Genomic DNA, 18,779 nt, shown 5'->3' with positions numbered 1-18,779 from the left:
TGTTTTACCTTCTGCTGCCGAATTCCCCGCTTTGGCAAGCTGCGTTTAGTGATTAGCTTTGAAACTGCACAGCTCACCGGGACTTACGCTGTGCTGCTGACCAATCGCGCTGACTGGTCAGCCAAACAGGTGCTCGCCAAATATTTACAAAGATGGCCGATAGAAACCTTTTATCGAGATGGAAAGCAATATCTCGGGCTTGATGAGTATCGGATGCGAACCTTTGAATCCATTCAAACCCATTGGACGTTGGTGTTCGTGGCTTACTCAATCTTGCACTTGGCTTGCTTGCCACCCCCGACAAAGGCTCCGGGCAAGCGCCCTACCCAGCTCACACAATCCATCGGGCAGGTCTGTCGCCAGCAATCGCAAGCGCTGATAGAAAAGCTAATCCTCTTTGCTCATGACTGTCTTGAACAGGGTGAATCGGCGTCGCAGGTGTTTGCCAAATTGTTTGACAAGCAGAATAAGGGGGTGCCTGCATGACTCGCTAGATAACGCCTCAATTATTTTTCTACCGTCAGAGCACAACACTCAAGTCATTATCCACCGCACTCCCCAGTACCGGGCGCATCAGGATCAGTACCGCCCCCATCCTTAACAATTACAGATTCAAGCCTGAAATAGTCTGCTACTGCCTGATTGACCCAGTAATTTTTATCATCTGTAAGGTAGCATTTCCACCGTAAGACTTTCACTCTGGGCTCTGGAGGCAACTCAATTTCAGCATCCGGCACTGCTTGGATTAGTTCTGGATATATTTCTTGATAATAAGTATAGTGATCTTTTAGCAGTCTAAAATCATGAGCTAATGAGTAAAGCGAATAGTTTGCGGCAAAAGAGAAAAGAGAAAAAGACGTAATGAAAAGAAGCAGTAGTTTGTTATACGTCCATTTAGGAAACGGTTTAAGCCAATCAAAACTTGTTCCGACGAAAAACCCTATGAAAACTGTGATCAAAAAGAATATAGTATAACTAGTTGAATCAGCACGAAGAGGCCCTGAAGAACCAGAGGAGTAGAAGCGAACAAAGTAAGATGCGTAAAAAGCTAAAACAAGGCTTGCCAGGACAATCCATAAAAACTTACTGGCTTTAAATACTTTTTTCGTTTCTGTGCTTACAAGCTGTTGACTCAGAAACATGGTAATTAAAACAAGTACAATCCAAAACGGATTGATTAAATGAAATATCTTTAACGACGCGAATACCATAGTTTCGCATATGACTTTAATATAACTAATTTCTAACTGTCCATCTGCTGACATTCTATTAGCATTGCCTGGAGCCATATAGACCAGCAATGCTGAAAAGATTGTACAAATACACAGCGCAATCTTGTTCAAAACTAGTCTGCCTCTGAAACCTGTCAAGAAAAGTGATTCTAAAAAAATCAGACTAAGAACGAAGGCTGTGCAAGCGACCATGCTGGTTTCTGACAAACCATTGATGATTGGTATGAGCACTAAGCTTGCTAATAATGTTTTTCTTTGACGGAAAATCTTGAAAAAACGTACAAATAGTGCGACTAATATAATGAAAAAAGAGTTGGCTAAAGTATAAGCTATTCCTCCAGACAACCAAAAAAAAGTTGATCTTACTTCGCTATTACTCAAGCTGTAGAGGAGGGCCATAAGCGCAAAAATAAGTCCGGTCCTTAAGCTCCTTCTTCCAAAGAGTATGACGATAAAAATAAAGCTTGCAAGTGCATACGAAAACATGAACAGCAACGAGGACAAGAAGTAGAAATTTGTTATAAAACTTTCTGAAAGTTTATGTCCTATCAAATTGTATAGAGCAACTAGAAAGTCAGCAGCATACCTGCCGTTCCACGACATATAACGCCATTCAACGTACCCAAACAGGCCCCGTTCTAGGCTTTCATGAGCTTGAAGAAAGTCATCTGCTGCAGGGACTGTAAAAAAGGCGAGGAAGATATAAGGTAGAACTGCTATTAGCAGAATACTTAGAATAATAGCTAGTTGAGAGTTTTTCATGGGCAATATGTCTTTCACCTTTAAAGAGAAAAAATAGACTTATCTCGGTGGTAGCTAGTTTTGAGGTGCTCAGGATGCTGCACAGCTCCTGCATATTGACAAGAATCTCACAAAATAGGAGATTGCTTAGCACATGCATTGTGACTAGATTGTTTGTACTGCTAAGCGGCCTAGTTTTCGTTCCTAAGTACGCTCAGCTAGCATAAAAGCCTTAAGCTGCTGACCTACTGACAATAGGGAAAAATGGCTTTCAACCCGCTGGCGCGCCCATTGGCCCATCTGCTGACGCAGATCTTTGTCTTCTACCAAACACTCTATTGCCAATGCTAACTGAGCAGCGTTTTTACAGGGAACTCGAATGCCGCCTGACTCTTCATGTTTATCTAAAATGTCAGGAATGCCCGGCACCTCAGTAGCGATGATAGGCAATCCGCAAGCCATAGCTTCTAACGGTGCTACCGGAAAGCCTTCGTGACGCGAAGATAAGGTATAAATATCAGCAGCCAACAAGTAGCGAATCATCAGGTCTCGATCAAGAATGTATTTGTTAATCCAGATGATGTTCTGAAGCGCTTGCTCGTCAATTATTGCTTGTAAAGCATTCGCATCATCTCCTGTTCCGACAATGAGCAGATAAGGTTGCTCTGCTAAGTTGTTACAGACTCGGCCCCAGGCTTCCATTAAAATATCAAGCCCCTTACGGTAGACATCTATCCGGCCATGACACATAACTAGAGTTGCTTCCACAGGGATACCTAGCTCGCGTCTTGTTTGATGACGAAGTTGATTCAGCCTATCAGGAGAATCAACTGCTTTCCACAGATTCAAGTCTAAAGGGTTGAAGATTTTGACTATCTTTTCAGGGGCCAATCCATACGTCTCTCTAACACGTCGAATCTCCGTTTCTGTTGCGACGATCAATCCCGCACAAGACTGGATAGTTCTTGGACGGATCATACCCTCCATCCGATTAGCTTGAAAATTGCCGCCTTGGAAGCTTGCATATACCGGTAGCTCTAGCCACTTTCCGACTAGAATACATGCGTCAAATCTAGGATACTCGTACTCTTGGCACAAAATAGCTTGGCAGTTTTCTTGCTCTATGGCTTGTTTGAGCAATCTTACTGGAGTTGCTGAATAAGTTTCAACACCTTTTAGAAGCAACTGAATAAAGGGATGGCGTAACCCCCTTGTTAAAAAAGAAGATTGACTGGTTGAGTCAGCGTACTTGATCAGCCGCCTGCTTATCTTATAGGCGTAGGAGGTTGGCAAAATAAGAATAGTCGAGCCCGAAGGGTGATGACTTCTACGAGTTGTTTTTTCAACGTGGCGAGACATGCAGATAATTACAGTCCGAACGCCTACTAACTTGAGCGCCTCTACATAGCCGAATAGCCAGCCTCCTGTCATCTCCGCACAAAAGGATTCCATCGATATATCGATACTATCAAGATAGTCTTCAATAACATCTCCCCAGGGGAGCAAGGCGATAACTGGCTGATGCGATTGATCCATTGTTCAGGCGCCGTTCCATCCGCTTTATATTCGTTCTTGCTATCCCGGCCTGAATTTAGGGTTTCTTCCAGCTATAAGCTGTTTCAGTTCCTTTGTCATGTGGTTGGTGAAGTAAATATCCTACCCAGGTAATAGGACTGACTAAAATGCTGAGCAACTGCCGAGCTAAAAAAGGGAAGTGCGAGAAGGCAATATCATGGCCAATAACCGTGATAGGTGTGATAAATGTACAAAACTGCTCACAGGGTAAACCAATCAGCTCCGTCAATTCGCTGAGCGCATAGCCACGACGAACATGGCCCCACTCAGCCATCACGTCACTGTCTGATGGACACACAAACTGCATAGCCCTGTAGTAAGGAAATCGCCAGTTTTCGTTAGGCGTACTGATCAGTAGCGTACCGCCAGAACGAAGAACTCGGAAAGCTTCTGAAATAGCCTTTTTGTGATCTGGGATGTGTTCTAGCACATCAAACATTGTCACTGCATCAAAAGAGTCACATTCAAACGGTAACTGAGTCGCATCGCCGCAAACGAAAGTAACGTTTTTATTTTGATTGGAAAGCGCTTCGGCAAACGCTGGGTCTATGTCAATATTCGTGACCTGGGCTTTCGGATAAAGCAGTGGGGTAAGTCCTCCCTTCCCTCCCCCTACTTCTAAGATCTCCTGATAAGCTGAGTCAGGCGCAATCTTATAAATCGCTTTCATTTTCTCACGATAAAAAAAACCTAAAGTTAAAGGACTAGAGAAAGGATTTTTCGATAGGAATGACCTTAAAGAATGCTTATAGGACTGGGAAACTTTGTTGGAACTGACACTAGCAGCAGATTTCGATTTCACTTTCATATGTTTTCGGATTTAAGTAGGAGGTTAGTTGGCATGAGGTGCGGTTAAGTCAGTCAATGTTTAGTAGCAGCGGCATAATGACGAACAAAAAACAGAATTCCTGCAAAACAACCTTTGATTTCGACGAAAACGGTCATGTACTTACCTTGAAATCGATTGTAAGTTCCCTCTAGAAACCGCCGAACATAGTATATTGGAAGTGCTACAGACAAACGAAACAGATTACCCCAGTGACGGTGTTGACTGGCTTGAATAAGCAAAGCAACAACATGTCCACGCATGTAAGCATATTGCTGTTTCTTTAAGCTGACCAGATCACCTCGATGATAATGATAAACAACAGCGCTAGGTTCATACCGACAGGTCCATCCAGCGGCCAGCACTCTGTACCAAAATTCGGAGTCTTCACTGCAGCCCGAAGCACCAGCCCCTAAAAGCTCATTAAAATCACCTACAGCATCAACAACTTGGCGGCGAAGTGCCATATTAGCACCTGCGCCAATCTGCCATACAGGAGTACCAAAGCGTTTACGCTCCTCAAAGTAGTGAACGTCATAGAGTATTGGACGACACGGCCACTCAAATCCGTAGGCTCCGTCATGGAAGGCAATCTGGGAAGGTGTCTCTAATTCTGCTGGTAGCATGAGCCCGGTGACAACCATTACATTCGGATTTTGAAAGCCGTAGCGGACTCTCTCAATCCAGTGCGGATGAACTTTAACGTCATCGTCTGTAAAAGCGATAATGTCACCGGTAGCGTGGCGTATGCCAGTATTGCGAGCAATACTCAAACCGGGACGCAGTTCTAGAATGTACTTGACTTTAGGGTAATTTTTCACTACCGCTTTGGTTTCATTGCCAACTGGTGCATTGTCAACTACTAGAACTTCGGCTGGGTAGTCAACCAAATGCTGAAGAGACTGAAGGCACTCATCTAGCTGCTGAGGTCGGTTTCGCGTGCAAATTACAACAGATACGGATTGGGTATCTACTGAGCTATTTGAACTATAAAGCCGATCTAGACTAGACAAGGGGCTTTCCAGTTTTTTAATGGTCTCAAGATTATAGTGCTGCTCAAGCTTTTGCCTGACTCCCTTGATACGAGGAAGCGGAGGAAGAAAATCTTCTTCTAAATAGTGGTTTATCGTAGAGGCTACTGTTCTTGAGATAATGCTGCTGAGAGCCACCGCCGAGATGGGCAATCGATCAGCCGAGAGTTCCTGATACCCTAGAGGAATATTCCGCCACCAGAATAAGACGAAAGTGCCTGTATTCCCTGGCTGAGCGGAGATGCCGTGGACTTCTTGTTCAAGGTCTATGTTTTCAATACTCCATTTCATGCCGTCACCACCTGGTTTTCTTCTGTCATGCGGAACAATTTGCAACCTCGCGCCAGTAAATTTAGCTATCTGAAGGTGAAACTGCGCAGCCTAATATTTCTTTTCGAGTAGCGTAGTCCATCCGAACCATATGTTTAATAGCTGCCCCGTACCCCCTCATAAAATACATCGTGACCTGGGGCTCGATCATAGGTCGCCCTCTAACGCTGGCCTTTAGCTCTGCTAATTTAGCTGCAGCCATCCCTGTGCATACTTTCAGCATTGCTGACATAATCAGCAGATAGTACGAACCCGACCAAACCATGCTATTCCCAAAAAAACTACTAGAGCCAAGACCATAGTTGATTCGCATTAAATACTCAGAAGTCGTGCGATATGCTGGAATAAAATGCTTTAGCTGAATCTTCGGGTCATACCATAAGGGAGCCTGAGCGGATAGTCTCAGCGCTATCTCTACATCTCCCCCAGAAATCAGCTTCTTGCCAACCCGATCTTCTAACAGGGCTTTATCAAGCCACTTCGTTTTCGCTAGGACTGCTCGGTTAATTACCATTCCTGCGCCTACTAAGCACGAGACCGGCTGAGTAAAGTCGCCGTGGTCTTGCTTCGCAAATGAATAAGCAAAATTTAAGATCCAGGGTTCTGGAGGCTTTTCCCACAATAGGTCAACCTTCCCACCGAATGCGCCACAGTCAGGATGGGTTACAGCAAAGTTAGCCGCGTTTTCTACCCAGTCTTTTGCTAAAAAGCAGTCGTCATCTATGAAGGCAAGCCAGTCTCCAGATGTATGCTGAACACCACATTGACGGGCAGGTGTAAGTCCTTGTGTAGTCTCGCGAACTATACTCAAGTGCGGCACAAGATCTAATTTCTGATACTTTTCGAAAACTTCGTCTGTATTATCACTGCAGTTGTTGTTAATGATGATTACACGCCAATCAATCCAGTCAGGTACGACCTGTTGGGTAATTGCCATCAGCGTCCGATCTAACAAGCTAGCGTTGTTGTATGTGCAGATAATCAGGTCTATCGTCAGAAGCTTATTCATAGCTTGGTAGCTAACCTCGCAGGCTGTGAAAGTTTGTGCCAGTTGTTCATCTATCTTTCAAAAAACTTACATCCTAATTGGGCTGGATTGAGAATACTGAGTACGGATTTTTTCGATGCGTCTGAGCGATCGCGGATATTCGCCACATAATCCCACCACACCTCCCCAAAGTTCTGACAAGGCCATGCGAGGCGATAAAACACTCTGGTTGCCGAAGCTCTGCAGCAGCTCCCAAGCTTGATATCTAAACCACCAAGCAATCAGCTCAAAGATCTGCCGTCGGTAAGCAGGGTCATGGTGAAATGATTTAACGGTAAAGGCCATAAATCCCAACCCCCATGTCCAGTATTGGTGCTGCAATTGCTCCATCGTCTGACGGTGCTGATGATAGATAAGATAGGTAGGCTCGTAAACCAGAGAATAGCCTGCTCGAATCACACGGTAGAAGATATCGAGATCTCCCCCGCCAGGTAAGGGCTTTCCAGTATCTAAGGCTTCGTCAAAGCCACCTATTTCCAATAAGATACGGCGCTGAAAGGTCATATTACATCCCGCTCCAAAAATGCCAGCACCGCAGGGATAGCATGGATTTCCTGGCAAAGACTGTCCGTAGCGAATTTTCTCAAAGCCGCGCCGAAAGCCGCCACGACGCTCAAAGACAATCTGCGCTTCTGTCTCCAGCTCGTAGGGCAGCACTAAACCAGTGAAGGCAGCAGCATCAGGATTTTCGGCCCGAGCTTCTTGTAAACCCTTCAGCCAGCAACGGTCTACAACAACGTCGTCATCTAAAAAGGCAAGCAACTCTCCGGTAGCTGCGTGCAGAGCATGATTACGGGCAAAGTCTAGGCCCGGCTTCGGTTCGCAAGTATAGCTGACGGTAGGCATTAAATCGACTAGGTGCCGAGTGCGCTCATCTGAGGGGGCGTTATCGACGACCAGGATTTCGAACTTGACAGGCTGCTCGGGATCGGGGCGCTGTAAAGCTAATAACGATGTCAGGCAGCGTTTGACGTTATCAGGGCGATCTTTAGTACAGATAGCGACTGTCAGCGTTGGGAAAGCATCCGCAGAGACTGAAATAGTCAACTCTTGGTGAATCTTTTCCTCCAGAAGCTTAGCGCCTATCTGCTGGCTTAAAAGGTCTCCTAGTGCTGCTCCAGAGAGTGGCTGATCAGGCTGCATAGAATGCAGAATAAAACCAATGGGGCGATCGCCATAGCGCAAAACCAAGGCTAGTCCCGTATCACGCTCGTCTGTCGTCAAATCTGGTAGCGGTTCGCTGAGTTCTATATTAAGAATTGGGTAGCGCATGGCGGTACTGCAATTGGTAGAGTTGGTTGAATAAGCCTTTATGTGAGAGCAGCTGCGAGAGCGTTCCTTGTTCTACAATTTCTCCTTTGTCCAACACGACAATTTTATCGGCCTGCTCGATAGTAGAGAGCCGATGGGCAATAACGATGACGGTGCGATCACGGCTAAATTTCTCTAGAGCTGCTTGAATCAAATGCTCCGATAAGGTATCTAATGCATTCGTCGCTTCGTCTAAAATGAGAATATCAGGATCGCGTACAATCGCCCTAGCCAGTGCTATGCGCTGGCGTTGTCCGCCGGAAAGACGAAAACCGCGATCGCCCACAGGCGTATCGTAACCCAAAGGGAGATCGGCAATAAACTCATGGGCATGCGCTTGTTTTGCTGCAGTCAAAATATCTTGGTCGCTAGCCTCTAATCGGCCATAGGCAATGTTTTCACGAATAGTTGTGCTAAAGATATGGATGTCTTGATTGACAATCGCAATGCGTGATCGCCAATCCCGTAAATCCAAACTATTCAAGCTATATCCATCAACACAAATTTCGCCTGCCGTCACGTCATAAAATCGGCAGATCAAGTTGATGAGCGTAGACTTTCCAGCGCCTGACGGACCGACTAAGGCCGTTGTTTTTCCAGACAGGATCTGTAGAGATAAGTTCCGCAGGGCAGGCGAGTTGCTTGCACCGTAACGAAAGCCGACGCGATCAAAAGTGATACTCTGCTGAAGTCTGTCAAACGGTCGGTAGCCAAGCGCCGGATAAGGCTTGTCCTGAGTCTCTATAAATCCCATTACTGTGTCAATGGCTCCTTCTGCTGCCAGCAGTTTTAGTCGATAGAGATCTATTAGCTTGATCTGAGGCTGCAGGCGGTAAAGCATAAACATAAATGTCAAGATCGCGGACAGCGTTGAGGGATCGCGGAGTAGCGAAAAGACCAAGACACCAACCACTAAAAATGTCGATAGCCCCTCATGCAGCGGATCGACCATACTGTACAGAAGTTCTATTCGCCAGAATATATCCTTGACCTTTTCAGAGACCTGGTCAAAGCGCGTTTGCTCGTAGCCTTCACGACTAAAAGATCGAATGGTTCGCATTCCCATCAGCCCTTCACACATGAGCACGGCCAGCTCGGAGTTTGTTTTTACCGCCTGCTGTCCAAGCACTTTAGCCTGCCGGGTCAATCGCCGTCCGAGGGCTGAGATTAGTAGCGTGACTAGCCCGACCACGGTTGTCAAACGCCACGACAGCAAAAAGAGAATCAGCGCAAACACAACCAACGTACATGCGCTGATGACGATGTTGACGAGCATTTCTAAAGCACTGCTTACCTGCCAGCTCTCAGTCGCCAGGATATTGAGCAGCGCACCAGAGTCTTTTGTCTCTATATACGTATAATGAATATTAAGAATTTGGCTGAAAATTTTAGAGCGTAGCTGATGCCCTACTCGCTGGCTGAACCAGCTAAACAGGGCTTTATTTATGTAAGCCAACACATTTTTGAGTAAGATGGCTATCGTTATCGCCACTGAGATAATGATTAGGCGATGATCTGCTGAAAACTCCTGCAAGGGCCGTTCGAGAAAGCCTACCCAGCCCTGCGGTTGAGTAGTTTTAAACGACTCTAGCTCTAAGCTCTGAAGGAGGGGAATCATCAAACTAATGCCAATGCCCTCAGACAGCGAAGCTAAAATTCCTAGGCCGACAGTCGTCAACGCTATCCACCGGTAGTCCTCAGTTAAAGGCCAAAGCCTTTGTGCCACTTGCATTTCTCTTCTCATGGCTTTTCTCCTGTCGTCAAAGCCGATAGCGCGTTGCCCGGATGATTGGTTGATACTCGCGTGAGAGACGCAATCAACCAGTGGAAGGCTTTCCCTACGGTAATCATCAGGTGCAGTGTTAACGGAGGGGCTTTAAACGGAGCGATTACACTCAGTTGCAGCTCAGAGGGTGCAACATCTGTGTTTGAGGGCAGGGGTAAGGATGGAGAGGGCACCGCAGGGCGCTGAGTCGCTAGCCCCCACAAGCTGCTCAGCAAAAGGCGATAAAACCCAGGTCTTATAAAGGAGATAAAGGCTTCTGTCCTCACAGCTCTCTTGAGCCAGAATAGGGTAGTTCTGTGATGCCGATGCCGATTGCTTTGGTGGGCAAAGTAAGCATATAGGTTACTGGCCGATAGCCTGAATAAATACGGCAAGATATCTGGATATTGCTGCTGAATAGACGACATAATCAGAGCATGAGATCTTGCCATCGCCTGGTAATCGCACGACATGCTGTTGCTGACTTTACGATAGCCAATCAAAAACTTACACGCGACATCAAACTGATAGTGCTCAGCAATTCGCAGGTAAAGATCCCAGTCTTCGCATCCTTGAGCTTGTTGGGCTCTAAAGCTTGGACTATAGCTGCCAACCTGTTCCAAGCAGCTACGGCGCATCATTGTCGCACTCGCGTTGCCAATAAAGTTGTGACCAATCAGCGTTGTGTAGACATCTCCTGAGATTTCGGCAGCTCGGAATCCGCCTGTCAGCTGATTTTCCTCATCGATATCAACAGACCAAGAATATACTAAGCCTACATTTGGACCGGCCCTTTGCATGGTCTGTACTTGCTCCGCAATATTGTCAGCGTACCAGATATCATCAGCATCCACGGGCGCGATGAATTCTCCCTGGGCTGACTTAATCGCCAGGTTTCGGGCGGCAGCAACACCTGCGTTAGGCTGTTGCAATAGGCGAATGCGGCTGTCTTGCTGCGAAAACTGACGTACGATTTCTACGGTGCGATCGCTAGAGCCATCATCTACTACCAATATTTCTAAACGCCGATAGGTCTGTGCTATCACCGAAGCCAGCGTCTTAGCAATAAAAGTTTCCGCATTGTAAGCAGGAATAATGACCGAAACCAAGGGAAATGTATCGGCCTCTGCAGGCGGCAAAGCGTTTTGAGATATTAGCGGGCCATCAGACATCGGGGAAAGATCTGCTGTGCCATGCCGCCGCTGATGCCACTGCCAGGCATGAGCCACAATATCTTTCAAATCAGGATACTGAGGTGCCCATCCCAGATACTGAGATGCTTTTTCGCTGCTGCCGATCAAAACCGCCGGATCTCCTACTCGCCGGGCCTCTTCAACTACTTTAATCGGTCGGTTGGTGACTGCTTCAGCCGTCTCAATCAGCTGCCTGACAGAAACTCCATTGCCGTTACTCAGATTAAAAATTTGGCTATCTGCGCCTGCTAATAGATACTCTAAACCCAGGATGTGAGCGCGGGCGAGATCGCTCACGTGCAGGTAGTCGCGAACGCAAGTCCCGTCAGCGGTGGGATAGTCTGTACCCAAAATTGAAATAGCCGTTCGCTGACCTGAGGCCGCCTGGAGCACGAGTGGGATCAGGTGGGTCTCTGGGGTGTGATCTTCTCCGAGCTGGCCCGATGGATCGGCTCCTGCTGCGTTGAAATAGCGGAAAATGACTGATTTCATTCCATAGGCAGTATCAAAGTCAGCCAACAGTTGCTCAACCATTAGCTTACTTCTACCGTAAGGATTGATCGGTCGCTGAGGATGGGTCTCGGTAATGGGCAACGTTTCGGGAACGCCGTAGGTGGCACAGGTTGAGGAGAACACCAGCTTAGTGACTGAGGCGGCTTTCATCGCCATCAGCAAGCTTAAAGTGCCAGCAACGTTATTCTCATAGTATTTAGCTGGATGCTCGACTGATTCGCCTACATAGCCATAGGCCGCAAAGTGAATAACGGCGGCGATCTCGTAAGTCGAAAAGACCTCCGTGAGGAAGGCGCGATCGCTAATATCACCAACCAGCAATTCAGCTTTTAGAACTTGCTCAACAATGTCTCGGTGCCCGTAGACCAGGTTATCTAGAACGATAACTCGATAGCCGTCAGACTGTAGGGCTTTCACCGTATGAGAGCCAATGTAACCAGCTCCCCCAGTTACCAATATTGTTGGCTTAGTTACATCACCTGCATAGTGTGCCATAGAGTCTTAAGCGAGATGATAGTAGTTAATTTTCAAATAAATTGAATTACTGTGAGTTAATGTACCCCGTTTTCAGTAAATAAGCGCTTTTTTAGCTAAATTTACCTATCCTACAGATCCGCGCTAGGTTTACTATCATTTCCGGTAGTAGGTCAATGCATCCGGAAATATAGACGGATTAGTAGCAGCTTTGTTGCACGGATAGCTCAATGGGCAGCTGCAAAGAGCATAGCGACTACGTTACCTCTGCCCTGAGAAAGACGCTGGCACTGTGTCAGCCGTTCAGGATGGAGGCCATGCCTTTCACAATTGCCTCTGGCGACTATTAGAAAATTCTATGGAATCAAAGCCTGCTTCTGAAAAATCAACGGCGATGTTGGAGCAAATTGCTCAGCAGGTATTTGGCTATGTAGGGCTGCGGCCCGGTCAGCAGCAGGTGCTTGAGGCTGTATTAGGCGATCGCGATACGCTAGCAGTCATGCCCACCGGCTCTGGCAAATCAGCTATCTATCAAATCGCCGCCCTGCGAATTAAGGGCATTACCCTCGTCATCTCGCCCTTGATTGCCTTGCAGCAAGACCAGGTAGATTCAATTTTGGCGCAGGACACTGTCAAGGCCGCCGTTCTCAATTCCACGCTGACCAAAACAGAGCGCGAAGCCGTTTTCGAGCAAATTGAGAGTGAATCGTTAGAATTTGTCTTTTTAGCGCCTGAGCAATTTAGCAATGAAGAGACCCTGGAGAGAATTAAAGCCATCCAGCCGTCGCTATTTGTCGTAGACGAGGCGCACTGAGTGAGTGAGTGGGGTCACGACTTTCGACCCGATTATCTACAGTTAGGTGGTGTCATCAAGGCACGGGGCCATCCGGTTGTTTTGGCACTGACGGCTACCGCCTCACCTTTAGTCCGGTAAGAAATTATTGAACGCTTAGGCATGAGCGATCCGGTCGAAATTGTTCAAGGGTTTGACCGGCCCAATATTTACTTGAGTGTTCATCAGTTTCATGAAGAGAGCGAGAAAATGCGGCAGATGCTAAAGGCCATCACTAAGGCAGAGCCGCCGGGCATTGTCTACGCAGCGACCCGCAAGGCAACCGAAGAGATTGCTGAAAAGCTGCGATCGCAAAACATCCAGGCGGCGGCCTACCATGCAGGAATGAGTGTGGGCGATCACAACGAAGTTCAAGACCAGTTCATAGCCGATAAAGTTGACGTGATCGTCGCGACCACAGCCTTCGGCATGGGCATCGACAAACCCAATGTGAGATTTGTCTATCACTGCCATATTCCTGGCTCTGTAGACGCTTACTATCAAGCAATTGGTAGGGCCGCTCGCGATGGAGAACCCGCCGCTGCCAAACTGTTTTATTGGCCAGACGATATGAAGCTACAGCGCTTTTTCTCTAGCGGCGGACAGGTAGATGAAGAGACGCTTTCAGACCTGGCCGCGCTATTGGAAAACGTCCCTACTCTACCTACAGAAGATCAGCTGCGCTAGAACATCTCAACCTCTCTCAATCTAAGCTTTCTACCGCCTTAGATGGGCTAGCTACTGCCGGGCTGATTGAGCGCGGGTCAAATGGCGAAATCTGCGCAGTCAACGTAGACGCCAATTTGGATGACACGGTTGACCAGGCACTGACGCAGCAAACCCGGCGAAAACAGTTTGATCAGTCTCGCTTACATATGGTTCGGGACTACGCCGAGACGACAGCCTGCCGCCGTGAATATATTCTGAGCTATTTCGGCGAGATTTTCACCGCGCCCTGCGGTAGCTGTGACAACTGCGAGAACAGAGAAAGCGACGACATTGACTATCTCGAACCCTTTCCTATCGGTAGCGAAGTTATTCACACCAGCTTTGGGAAAGGGCAAGTCATGCGTTATGAAAGCGACAAAGTCAATATTTTGTTCGAAACGGTGGGCTATAAAACCTTTGTGACTGAGATGATCGCCCACTCAGTCAGATGCTTAGACTGACAGAGTGGGCAGTTATCAGGACTCCTTGAGCGTTCCTTGTTGCGATCGCGCCCCGCTATCCCCACTAGCGCCTCTCCCGTTGTTTTGCTTCATCGCCTCAGGCACATCTTTTAGCAGCAAAGTATAAATCTCTGTGGGCATCTCAATATCCTGAGTTTGCAGGGCTTCTTTCACCCTTTGAGCCACAAGCGAAGTCGTCTCTAGAAAAGCAGCTCGGTGAGAATCGACCCAGAACCGAACTTCTAAATTGACAGTGCTAGCGGCTAGCTCATTGACTAGCACTTCAGGCACCGGCTCTGGCTGCACCGGGTCGAGGGCAGCGATCGCCTCGATAATTACCTGGCGAGCTTGAAGAATGTCAGCCTCGTAGTCAATGCCGACCATTACCGAACTCCGCAGATACTTAGCCGCCGTATTATTTGTAATGCTGGCCTGAAATACTTCCTGATTGGGGATATACACCATCCGGCCATCGTAAGTCTTCAGCGTCGTCGAGCGCAGCTGTACCTGAGTGATCGTGCCCTCATAGCCCTCAATCACCACCTGATCACCAATGTGAAAGGGTCTGGCCGACAGTAAAATCACCCCCGAAATGTAGTTACTCAACACATCTTTTAAGCTGAAACCAATGGCCACACTGGTCAGCCCTAGCGCCCCTAGCATAGTCGCAAAGTCAATTCCCCAGACACCCAGTGCCACCACTGTCCCAGCCACCCAGACACCGCCATAGCCGAGCCGCCCGACGAGCACCTCAGTACCATGGTCGCCTTCTGTCTGCTGCGCCCACCGAAAAGCGCTGTAGCGAACCCCCTTAGCAATCAACCAGGTTACCAGCACCACAATCAGCACGCCAATCAGCGCTGGAATGCTATCGACGGCATTCCTGCCAAGCTGACGCACGGTACCGTTCAGCCGCTGCACCACATCAATCGCCACAGGCGGCTTTTCAAAACTCTGGTCAAGTCGGTCGGCCCAGTTTTCAGCGAGGGTTTCTAGCGGTAGACCAAAATCCTCTGCATCTTGCGCTGTCACCGTCATCAGCACCCGGTTGTTAGCCTGCACATTGATTAGATTTTGGTTGGCAAGGGGCGCAGTCGTTACTGTAACTTCACCGTCAGTTCGCTCTAGCAAGCTGGCAATTCGGCGGTTGATGATGGCCGCCCGCTCACTGGCAGGCAGATCATTTAGGCTGCCCACCTGAAAGACAGTCTGACCTCGCACGATCACATCGGCAAAGTAGAGGCCGTCACCGGGCGCTGCTACCGCCTCTTCTGCCGGTTCAGCGCTAGTCTGCGGTGGCAGCATATCTACGGCAGCCTCCTGCCCCACAGCGGGTGCTATCAGCAAAAGAGTGGCTACTAAGACGGTGGCGCAGATAGCTCCGAAGCGACGCTTTTTCATCTTTACGTTCAATCTTTACGTTCATAAGAGGTGCTGCCTCGTTATAGAGCGACACCCGTCAGTATGGTTTACCTCTTTTGAAGGAAAGTTCCAATGCTCTATTGCAGCTTAGCGAGTGATCACCCTAAAACTATAGCCCTATAGACAGAGCAAAATCGTTTCCTGAATGTGCATAAATAGTGGGATGTTCATATGGGCTGTAGGTGACGCGATCGCCTCACTTTAGTCGGCCTCATTCTACAGATGCTGTAGAACAAACAGAAAGGCAAATCGCTCATCAGGCCTCTAAAATTACCAATAGGGAAATAGAGTCGTACTAACCGAACATATAGCTAGGAGAACCCTAACCCGGTTGGGTTTTCCCGTTATTTCAGGACGGTCTCTACACTCGAATAATTCAGATAGCTCTGGCACGCTTAAAGGGTAAATAAGAAAGGAAACGAAGACTATGAACAAACTCCTTCGCTATGGACTCGGCATTGTACTGCCCCCGGTTGGCGTGTTCCTGACCTATGGTATCAGTCCGGCATTCTTCATCAATCTGCCTCTCACTCTTTTGGGATGGTTGCCTGGCAGTATTCACGCCGTATGGGCGATCGCCAAGCACTATGAGAACTCGCAGATGACTCAGGACTCTGTTTGAATCAGCGCTACCTGAGCTGCTAGTACTCACGCGATCGCTTTCAAGTAAACCCTTTAAAAAGAAGAGAAAAACATATGTTAGGATTTTTCGTCACAACCCTCGTTACCGCCTTGAGCCTTTTAGTCGTTGACCTTGCCGTTCCGGGTGTAGGCATTGCTACTTTCCCAGCAGCACTAGCCGCAGGCGTGTCTCTCGGTCTTGTCAACGGCTCTATTAAGCCAGTTGTGAAGCTGCTGTCGCTGCCAATTAACTTCCTCACGCTAGGCGGCTTCTCTCTGGTTGTCAACGGCCTTTGCTTTTGGCTGGCCTCTCTGTTTGTCCCTGGCTTTGTCGTCCACGGATTGCTAGGCTTCATTCTTGGCCCCGTGGTGCTGTCTTTTGTCGGTACGTTTTTGATGAACTACTTTACCAAAAACGAGTTGGATCAAAAGCTCGCTGGTGTTGGCAGCAAGTTTAACCTGAATCAGGCGGAAGGCGAAAGCATTCAACCCGCTGCCGAGAAAGATGCTATAGAAGCGACCAAAGCCTCCTAGTATTTTAGGTATCAAACAGATTTGAGACAGCTTTCTACCCAGTAACCTCCCCTGCATTTTCTAGCGGTGGAGGTTATTTTGTTGAGAACGTCGAGGTCAGACGATTTCCTTCAGCCTATAATAGACCTCTTGCATAATTACTTTTGTGATATGCTAACGGGTTTTAAATAAAAGGGCCTTTGCCTGCACTGTTTGGATGGCCCTAGTTAAAGGGCAGATATTAAAGGAATTCGGCAAAACCTTTAATAATACCATTAAATCTATTATGCAAGAGGTCTAATGTTAGTAGAGCTAGTCAATGGCTAGGCAGTTATTAGCCCTTCTGTGACTAAACTGATGGCGTACCCGCTGCAAGAGCGATACATCAATTTGCTGACCGATTTTGGCTTCAAGCGCGTTTTCGGATCGGAGCCTAATAAGCAGCTCTTGATTGACTTCCTCAACACGCTGCTGCCCGAACGCCACAGAATCCAGAAGCTGTCCTACAAAAGCACCGAGAACCTGGGCAACACACCAATCGACCGCAAAGCCATCTTCGACATCTATTGCCAAGGTGAGAATGGGGAACGCTTCATCGTTGAAATCCAAAAGGCGAAACAGAACTTCTTCAAGGACAGAAGCGTTTTCTATGCTAGCTTCCCGATCCAGGAGCAGTCGCTGCGGGAGGAATGGAACTTCCAGCTCGCGCCGGTCTATTCGATAGGCATACTCGACTTCATTTTCGACGACCATCAGCATGAAGCCACCCTGATTCATACCGTCGAATTGAAGAACCAGCACTGCGACGTTTTTTACGACAAACTGAAGTTTATCTACGTCGAGCTGCCTAAGTTCAAGAAGACGCTTGACCAGCTAGAAACTCACCAGGACAAGTGGCTGTATCTGCTCAGACACCTACCAGAACTAGACGACCAGCCTCGCCCTTTCCAGGATGCTGTTTTCCTGCAGCTCTTTGAGATTGCAGAGATCTCGAACTTCTCGCCCAGAGAGCAGGAAAGCTATCAGAGCAGCTTGAAGTACTATCGCGACCTCAATAACGTCATTGACACTTCCAGACAAGAAGGAATTGAGGAGGGTCGGCAAGCAGAAAAGATGGCGATCGCTCTTGCCCTCCTAAGCAAGCTGCCCAACGAAACGATTAGTCAAACTACCGGTCTACCCATCACTGAGATAGAGCGACTCCGAAATGGCGATGAATAGGTAGGCGATCGGCAATAGCTCAATAACCGCTGGTAGAAGGCAAGCTTGTTTTAGCTTGCAACAAAACAAGCCGACTCAGCAGGCAGGGCCTGAGCCGTTGCCTGAGCCGCTCTTTGTCTAATGACATCAGGCAACAAGGGAACAGTGTCATCGTGTTTGAGCCTGGAGGTCAAATATTGCCAGAACGAAAAGCCCAGCTTGCGACAGGTTTTTTTGAGGCCGACAAAGGTGTCACGCGCCTGCCTGCCCAAGTCATGGCGAGTGGTGCCACTAATCTTACGACGAGTGACCATCTCGCGAATATCAGATTCAGCGGCATTGGTATGCAAAGGCAGCGCTGGCATCTCCAGGACGCGCAGGAGTTCTGCCTTGTGGTTGGTAAACTGCTTGAGCACCGCGTTTAAGGGCGCATTGTCCTCGAAGGTCTGTGCAAAGATGGCATCAAAGCCTCGGTTGAATGCAGGTATATCGTCAGCAGAGGGGTCTTGGCGATAAAACTTCAAGGCTTGGTAGTAGGCCCACAGCTGATAGCGCAGGGCTTCAATTTCGTTGAGCTGCGCAGGGGTTTCGCCGCTCAATTTGCGCAGGGTACGTTCCATATGTATCCAGCACAGGGCATGGACGAACAAGACAAACTGCGGCGCACCATCACTGAGGATAATCAACTCAGGTGACACCCCATGGCTAATCACACTGCCGAGCAAAGCCGCTTCGGTGACCAACCTAACCGCGAGCGGGGTGACGATATCAAGGCGCTCTAAATAAGCTGCCCATGCCGATTCACCCTGACAAATCACCTGCTCAGAAAAGCTCAGTTTCTCTAAATGGCGAGACGCTAGCCCATGAGCGCTCAGGTAGGCTTGGGCATATTCGTTGAGCACATAGTCCTCAAACGGATGACGCAGGAGCTTGAGATAGTTTTGCCGGGACTTGTGCTCACTACTGCGAAAATAGGCAAATAG

The 18,779-nt window shown here is 48.0% G+C and carries 16 protein-coding genes and 2 pseudogenes; 7 read left to right on the top strand and 11 right to left on the bottom strand.

The genetic code is table 11. From position 1 onward, the window contains the following. Window positions 1-486 (top strand): transposase (locus CKL79_RS19565; protein WP_141242116.1); only part of this gene is annotated, 486 nt, incomplete at its 5' end. Window positions 487-542: 56 nt separating this feature from the next. On the opposite strand, the gene CKL79_RS19560 is transcribed toward CKL79_RS19565, so the two are convergent. The 9 genes and pseudogenes from CKL79_RS19560 to galE form a co-directional block, all read right to left on the bottom strand. Next, entirely contained in the window at window positions 543-1,994 is a 1,452-nt protein-coding gene (locus tag CKL79_RS19560) for a DUF6056 family protein (RefSeq protein WP_121971238.1), read from the bottom strand. A 183-nt stretch (window positions 1,995-2,177) separates the two neighbouring features. Continuing rightward, entirely contained in the window at window positions 2,178-3,509 is a 1,332-nt protein-coding gene (locus tag CKL79_RS19555) for a glycosyltransferase family 4 protein (RefSeq protein WP_121971237.1), read from the bottom strand. 55 nt (window positions 3,510-3,564) lie between these two features. Next, window positions 3,565-4,356 carry a class I SAM-dependent methyltransferase gene (locus tag CKL79_RS19550; RefSeq protein WP_121971236.1) on the bottom strand — a complete coding sequence of 264 codons (792 nt, stop codon included), beginning with the start codon at window positions 4,354-4,356 and terminating at the stop codon, window positions 3,565-3,567. A gap of 53 nt (window positions 4,357-4,409) precedes the next feature. After that, complete coding sequence (locus CKL79_RS19545; RefSeq protein WP_205879158.1) at window positions 4,410-5,741, bottom strand: glycosyltransferase; 1,332 nt, start codon at window positions 5,739-5,741, stop codon at window positions 4,410-4,412. Between the two features lie 16 nt (window positions 5,742-5,757). Continuing rightward, window positions 5,758-6,744: a glycosyltransferase gene (locus CKL79_RS19540; RefSeq protein WP_121971234.1), complete on the bottom strand. Its 987-nt coding sequence runs from the start codon at window positions 6,742-6,744 to the stop codon at window positions 5,758-5,760. Between the two features lie 66 nt (window positions 6,745-6,810). Next, window positions 6,811-8,055 (bottom strand): glycosyltransferase, encoded by a 1,245-nt coding sequence (locus CKL79_RS19535; protein WP_121971233.1) that lies wholly within the window; start codon window positions 8,053-8,055, stop codon window positions 6,811-6,813. After that, on the bottom strand, window positions 8,036-9,838 hold the full coding sequence (locus tag CKL79_RS19530) for an ABC transporter ATP-binding protein (RefSeq protein WP_121971232.1): 1,803 nt from the start codon (window positions 9,836-9,838) through the stop codon (window positions 8,036-8,038). The genes CKL79_RS19535 and CKL79_RS19530 overlap by 20 nt, the downstream gene beginning before the upstream one ends. Continuing rightward, window positions 9,835-10,953, bottom strand: a pseudogene (locus CKL79_RS24000) (glycosyltransferase family 2 protein); the annotation flags it as partial. The gene CKL79_RS19530 and the pseudogene CKL79_RS24000, both read right to left, overlap by 4 nt. 99 nt (window positions 10,954-11,052) lie before the next feature. Beyond that, window positions 11,053-12,060 (bottom strand): annotated as a pseudogene (gene galE / locus CKL79_RS23995) (UDP-glucose 4-epimerase GalE); the annotation flags it as partial. 337 nt (window positions 12,061-12,397) lie between these two features. Here galE and CKL79_RS23565 point away from each other — a divergent pair. The 3 genes from CKL79_RS23565 (at window position 12,398) to CKL79_RS23555 (ending at window position 14,040) form a co-directional block, all read left to right on the top strand. Next, a complete protein-coding gene (locus CKL79_RS23565; RefSeq protein ID WP_205879157.1) occupies window positions 12,398-12,853 on the top strand; it encodes a DEAD/DEAH box helicase in 456 nt (151 codons plus the stop codon). 141 nt (window positions 12,854-12,994) lie between these two features. Then, window positions 12,995-13,558, top strand: coding sequence for an ATP-dependent DNA helicase RecQ (locus CKL79_RS23560; RefSeq protein WP_205879156.1), 564 nt, complete (start codon window positions 12,995-12,997; stop codon window positions 13,556-13,558). Window positions 13,559-13,674: 116 nt separating this feature from the next. After that, entirely contained in the window at window positions 13,675-14,040 is a 366-nt protein-coding gene (locus CKL79_RS23555) for a RecQ family zinc-binding domain-containing protein (protein ID WP_240518979.1), read from the top strand. Window positions 14,041-14,055: 15 nt separating this feature from the next. Here CKL79_RS23555 and CKL79_RS19515 read toward each other — a convergent pair whose 3' ends face one another. Then, window positions 14,056-15,441, bottom strand: a complete 1,386-nt coding sequence (locus tag CKL79_RS19515; protein WP_121971230.1) for a mechanosensitive ion channel family protein — start codon at window positions 15,439-15,441, stop codon at window positions 14,056-14,058. Between the two features lie 448 nt (window positions 15,442-15,889). On the opposite strand from CKL79_RS19515, the gene CKL79_RS19510 reads away from it, so the two are divergent. The 3 genes from CKL79_RS19510 (at window position 15,890) to CKL79_RS19500 (ending at window position 17,817) form a co-directional block, all read left to right on the top strand. Next, a complete protein-coding gene (locus CKL79_RS19510) occupies window positions 15,890-16,084 on the top strand; it encodes a YqaE/Pmp3 family membrane protein (RefSeq protein WP_121971229.1) in 195 nt (64 codons plus the stop codon). 74 nt (window positions 16,085-16,158) lie between these two features. Next, window positions 16,159-16,617 (top strand): phage holin family protein, encoded by a 459-nt coding sequence (locus CKL79_RS19505; protein WP_121971228.1) that lies wholly within the window; start codon window positions 16,159-16,161, stop codon window positions 16,615-16,617. Between the two features lie 336 nt (window positions 16,618-16,953). After that, the gene (locus tag CKL79_RS19500; protein WP_121971227.1) at window positions 16,954-17,817 is read left to right on the top strand and encodes an Rpn family recombination-promoting nuclease/putative transposase; all 864 of its coding nucleotides are present in this window, start codon (window positions 16,954-16,956) and stop codon (window positions 17,815-17,817) included. 50 nt (window positions 17,818-17,867) lie between these two features. Here CKL79_RS19500 and CKL79_RS19495 read toward each other — a convergent pair. Beyond that, window positions 17,868-18,779: transposase (locus tag CKL79_RS19495; RefSeq protein WP_141242221.1), on the bottom strand; the 912-nt coding region annotated here is incomplete at its 5' end.

Source organism: Leptolyngbya sp. BC1307 (genome assembly GCF_002286735.1).
Lineage (GTDB): Bacteria > Cyanobacteriota > Cyanobacteriia > Phormidesmidales > Phormidesmidaceae > Phormidesmis.
This window is presented reverse-complemented; position numbering and strand designations above follow the sequence as displayed.